Here is a 4743-nt window from a genome sequence, read left to right as displayed (position 1 = left end):
TAAAGAACTTCGTGTTTAACGTTTGTGGCGCAGAAGCTAACTGGTCAATGAATGATTTCATCGGCTTACAAATCGACCAAATTAGAGAAGAAGTTGGCGATAAGAAAGTTATCCTTGGTTTATCTGGTGGGGTAGATTCAAGTGTTACTGGTGTTCTATTGAACAAAGCAATTGGTGATCAATTAACTTGTATCTTTGTTGATCATGGATTACTACGTAAAAATGAAGTAAAAGAAGTTATGGATAGTCTAGAAGGTAAGTTTGGTCTAAACATTATCCAAGTTGATGCAAGTCAACGCTTCTTAGACAAGCTAAAGGGTGTTACTGATCCTGAACAAAAGAGAAAGATTATCGGTAACGAATTTATTGAAGTATTCAATGAAGAAGCTCTTAAGCTAAAAGATGTTGATTTCTTAGCACAAGGTACTCTATATACCGACGTGATTGAAAGTGGTACTAACACTGCTGAAACTATCAAGTCTCATCATAATGTTGGAGGTCTTCCAGAAGACTTACAATTCAAACTAATTGAACCAGTTCGTTCATTATTTAAAGACGAAACTAGACGTTTGGGTGAAGAAATGGGGATGCCAGATTACTTAGTATGGCGTCAACCATTCCCAGGTCCAGGTCTTGGAATTCGTGTTATTGGTGAAGTAACTGAAGATAAGTTACAAATCGTTAGAGATAGTGACTTTATTCTTCGTCGTGAAATCGCCGCAGCTGGTTTAGATAAAGATATTTGGCAATACTTTACTATCCTTCCTGGATTTAGAAGTGTTGGTGTAATGGGTGATGGTCGTACTTACGATTACACTATTGCAATCCGTGCCGTTAATTCAATCGATGGAATGACTGCTGATTTTGCACAAATTCCATGGGATGTATTATCTGATATCTCAACTAAGATTACTAATGAAGTAGATGGGGTTAACCGTGTAGTATACGATATTACAAGTAAGCCACCTTCGACAATTGAATGGGAATAATATTCTCACTGAAAAGAGCTCAACGTTTATGTTGAGCTCTTTTTATTTTTGTTTAAAAAATTAGAATTGCCTTAGAGGAGTATTAGATGTATTGTAAGTGATAGTGATTTTATATTGGAGGACGACGAATGGCAGAACATAAGAAATTTCTCGGACTACTATTGGTGATTATCGGTAGTGTTGCTTGGGGAGCATCCGGGACTGTCGCTGATTACATGTTTTTAACTCAACATATCCCAGTAATTTGGGTAGTGGGGGTCAGAATGATATCAGCCGGCATATTACTATTACTTACATATAAATTAATGAACCATCAATCAATTTTCATAATTTGGCATGACCGCAAAAGCATCATTCAATTACTAATTTTTTCAGTGTTTGGGATGTTAATGTCACAATTTTGCTACTTATCAGCGGTCAATTATGGGAACGCTGCAACGGCGACAGTGCTTCAATTTACAGCACCAGTCTTTATCATTGGGTATTATGCAATTACGAGAAAAAAATGGCCGATCAGATTAGACGTTATCTCGATTGTCTTAGCAGTTATCGGTACATATTTATTAGCGACTAAGGGCCATTTTGATTCACTTTCGATTTCGGCATTAGGTTTATTCTTCGGTATTGCGGCGGGAGTAGCTAATGCCAACTGTACGATTATTCCGATTGATTTATTGAATAAGTATGATGCCAAACTAGTTTGTGGATGGGCGATGATTGTCGGTAGTTTACCACTTCAACCAATCGTGATTATCAAAGCTTCGCAAATCCATTTTAGCTGGGCATTGGTGATTGAATTAGTATTCATTGCGTTGATTGGTACGATGCTAGCATATCTCTTTTACGAAGCTAGTTTGAACTATTTAAAACCAGCGGTGACAGGAACGATGGGATCATTTGAACCATTAACCGCCACCATTTTATCGATTGTCTTTTTACATATCGATTTTAATTTAATCGAAATTGTCGGGGCGGTTTTAATTTTAGGGATGGCATTATTGCAATCACTACCGAATAAAAATGAATTAATTGAGTAAAACAAAGCATTGTCTTTTGGACAATGCTTTTATTTGTAATAAAATAAAAATAAATGGAAATGAGGAGGAATTACAATGGCAAAATATGTATTTGAACCTAACCAAATTGCTGACTTAAAATCAGAATATGACGTGATTATCGTCGGTTCTGGTGCAACTGGATTAATCAGTGCAATTCAAGCTGCAGAACTAGGTTTAAAACCAGTTGTTTTTGAAAAAATGGATAAGTTAGGTGGTAATTCCACTCGAGCATCTTCTGGAATGAATGCCGCTGAAACCTATGTGCAATTAAATCACCATGTTGTCGATAGTTTTGAAGACTTTTATAACGATACATACATTGGTGGGGGTAAACAAAATAATGTCGAATTATTAAAGTACTTCACTAGTCATGCAGGATTAACTATCGATTGGCTAAAACAACATGGTATTGAGTTAGAAGATTTGACCATTACCGGTGCAATGAATACGACTAGAACGCATCGTCCTAATTCACAAGCTCCAATCGGTGCATATTTGGTAACTAGTTTCCTTCAAATTATCGAAAAAATGGGCATTGAAGTATATAACAATGTTTCTGTAGATAAGATTACTCGAGATGATGAAAAGATTACCGGCGTAGTTATTTCTGATGTTAATGGCAATCAGCATCAAGTAGCTGGAAAGGCGGTTCTGTTAGCTACTGGTGGTTTTGGTGCCAATAAAGAATTAATCGGTCAATATCGCAAAGACTTAACTATATATCGTACTACTAATCAAGAAGGGGCAACCGGTGATGGTTTAAAACTAGCCACAGATGTCGGTGCTGCTTTAGTGGATATGGATCAAATTCAAGTTCATCCAACTGTTCAGCAAGATAATGACCATGCCTTTTTAATTGGTGAAGCGATTCGTGGTGAAGGCGCAATTTTAGTTAATACTGATGGTAATCGTTTTGTGAACGAACTAGACACCAGACAAAAAGTAACTGATGCGATTAATGAACAAGCTACTAAGCATGCCTACTTAATCTTGGATGCGGAAGTAGTTAATCATGCGCCAGCAGTTCGTTTCTATGATTCAATCGGGATGGTAGTTCATGGTCAAAGCGTTGATGAATTGGCAAATAATATCGATGTTGATGCTGACAACTTAGCGCAAACAATTGATGCGTGGAATCAAGCGGTCGCAAACCATGATGATCAATTCGGTCGTAAGACAGGGATGGATCGTCAATTAAATCATCCAGACTTTATGGCAATTCATATTGCACCTGCCGTTCATTACACAATGGGTGGAATTAAGATTAACCACTATACCCAAGTTTTAAATCAAGATGATCAAGTGATTAACGGACTATTTGCAGCCGGTGAAACATCTGGTGGTTTGCATGGGAATAACCGTATTGGTGGAAATTCAATTGCTGAAACGGTCGTCTTTGGTCGTCAAGCAGGACAAAGAATCTTTAAATACATTCAAGAACAATAGGAGGACATTTTATGCATAGCGGAGAAGCAGCAGAATGGGTGGCAGCGATTGCCGAAGCACTATCAGTGGTAGTTGCTTTATTCTTGCCATACTATAACCAACATGTCGAAAATAAACGGAAATTACGCAATATTAAGATGTTAATTCGTCGAATGAGTAAAAGAGCGATGGATGGGGAAGAAGACGCCTTAGAACATTTAGGGACCATCTTAACCACCGCTTATTTAAAGAATATGAATTCTAAAACAGAAGACGTCATAAATGATGGGCAACAAATTTTAGACATTTTAAAAATGTCAAAAGGTAACCCCACTGAAGAACAACGTGAAAAGATGCGTGCATTGTTAGACGAAATTAATTCAATTTAAAAAAGGAAGCCGATTACGGCTTCCTTTTTATTTGTTGTAATATTGAATATTTCTTTGGTTAATTGGTTGGCAAGCACGGTTATTTTTACCGAACTTTTGAATAAACCAGTCGACTTGAGATTGACTGACTGTCAGTGTCGAGTTATTAATTACAATCCATTCGACACCTTCAGTAAGTGGTGGGGTCGTTAATGAACCTAGATAATGAAATCCGGTTTGAAAATCATTAATTTGATGATGGATTTTTAATGACACACTGTGGTCATGATTGCCTTCAAAATTATTAATGATGTTTTGAATGTCTGAATTAGCATTTCCTATTTGTGGGAATAGAGCGACTACGACAGTTTGACCAACGTCATTTTCGTGGACTAAATGAATTTCAATCGGATTAACTTTGCCATCAATGACGTGTTCAGCAGGCGCATGAAAATGAACTTGCTGGAAATGATAGGGGCGCTCGAAAATACTAGCGTTCCCCATTCCAAGTAATCTAATCGTGGTGTGGTCGTCAATTTCTGTATTTAATTGGTAAAACTCATCGGCATGAATTGGCAGATAATCAGCAAGATGTTGATTGTCATTGGTTGATAAATTAATTGGTGATTGAATCTGACCAAAGCCGTTTTCCCAATTAGCTTGTTCACTATAATCTAACATAATGATCTTCTTTCCATATTAATATGAGTTTGTTTTTTTAATATGTTAATATAACATACATAGAAAAACAATTCGGAGGTGAAAAATTTTGCAAATCACTTGGACGAATCAAGATCAAGTAGATGCTGGAATTAAGCAGTTCTTAGGGGTTCATGGCGTTTCTCATCGGATGTATAACGACTTAAAGCAATCCGGTACAATTATGGTCAATGGTAACGAAAC

The 4743-nt window shown here is 36.9% G+C and carries 5 protein-coding genes; 4 read left to right on the top strand and 1 reads right to left on the bottom strand.

Annotation, left to right across the window (positions count from 1 at the left end):
- The 4 genes from guaA to M3005_RS05870 all read left to right on the top strand — a co-directional run.
- Positions 1-989, top strand: a 989-nt coding sequence (gene guaA, locus M3005_RS05885; protein WP_293794533.1) for a glutamine-hydrolyzing GMP synthase, incomplete at its 5' end; no start/stop codon positions are given.
- A gap of 128 nt (positions 990-1117) precedes the next feature.
- Entirely contained in the window at positions 1118-2026 is a 909-nt protein-coding gene (locus M3005_RS05880) for a DMT family transporter (protein WP_293794532.1), read from the top strand.
- A gap of 75 nt (positions 2027-2101) precedes the next feature.
- On the top strand, positions 2102-3493 hold the full coding sequence (locus M3005_RS05875) for a flavocytochrome c (protein WP_293794531.1): 1392 nt from the start codon (positions 2102-2104) through the stop codon (positions 3491-3493).
- A gap of 11 nt (positions 3494-3504) precedes the next feature.
- Positions 3505-3861, top strand: coding sequence for a hypothetical protein (locus tag M3005_RS05870; protein WP_293794530.1), 357 nt, complete (start codon positions 3505-3507; stop codon positions 3859-3861).
- 27 nt (positions 3862-3888) lie between these two features.
- Here the strand turns inward: M3005_RS05870 and M3005_RS05865 are convergent, their stop codons facing one another.
- Positions 3889-4521, bottom strand: a complete 633-nt coding sequence (locus M3005_RS05865; RefSeq protein WP_293794529.1) for a carbonic anhydrase family protein — start codon at positions 4519-4521, stop codon at positions 3889-3891.
- Positions 4522-4743 lie beyond the last annotated feature (222 nt).

This window comes from Apilactobacillus sp., from assembly GCF_025290035.1.
Classification (GTDB): domain Bacteria; phylum Bacillota; class Bacilli; order Lactobacillales; family Lactobacillaceae; genus Apilactobacillus.
This window is presented reverse-complemented; position numbering and strand designations above follow the sequence as displayed.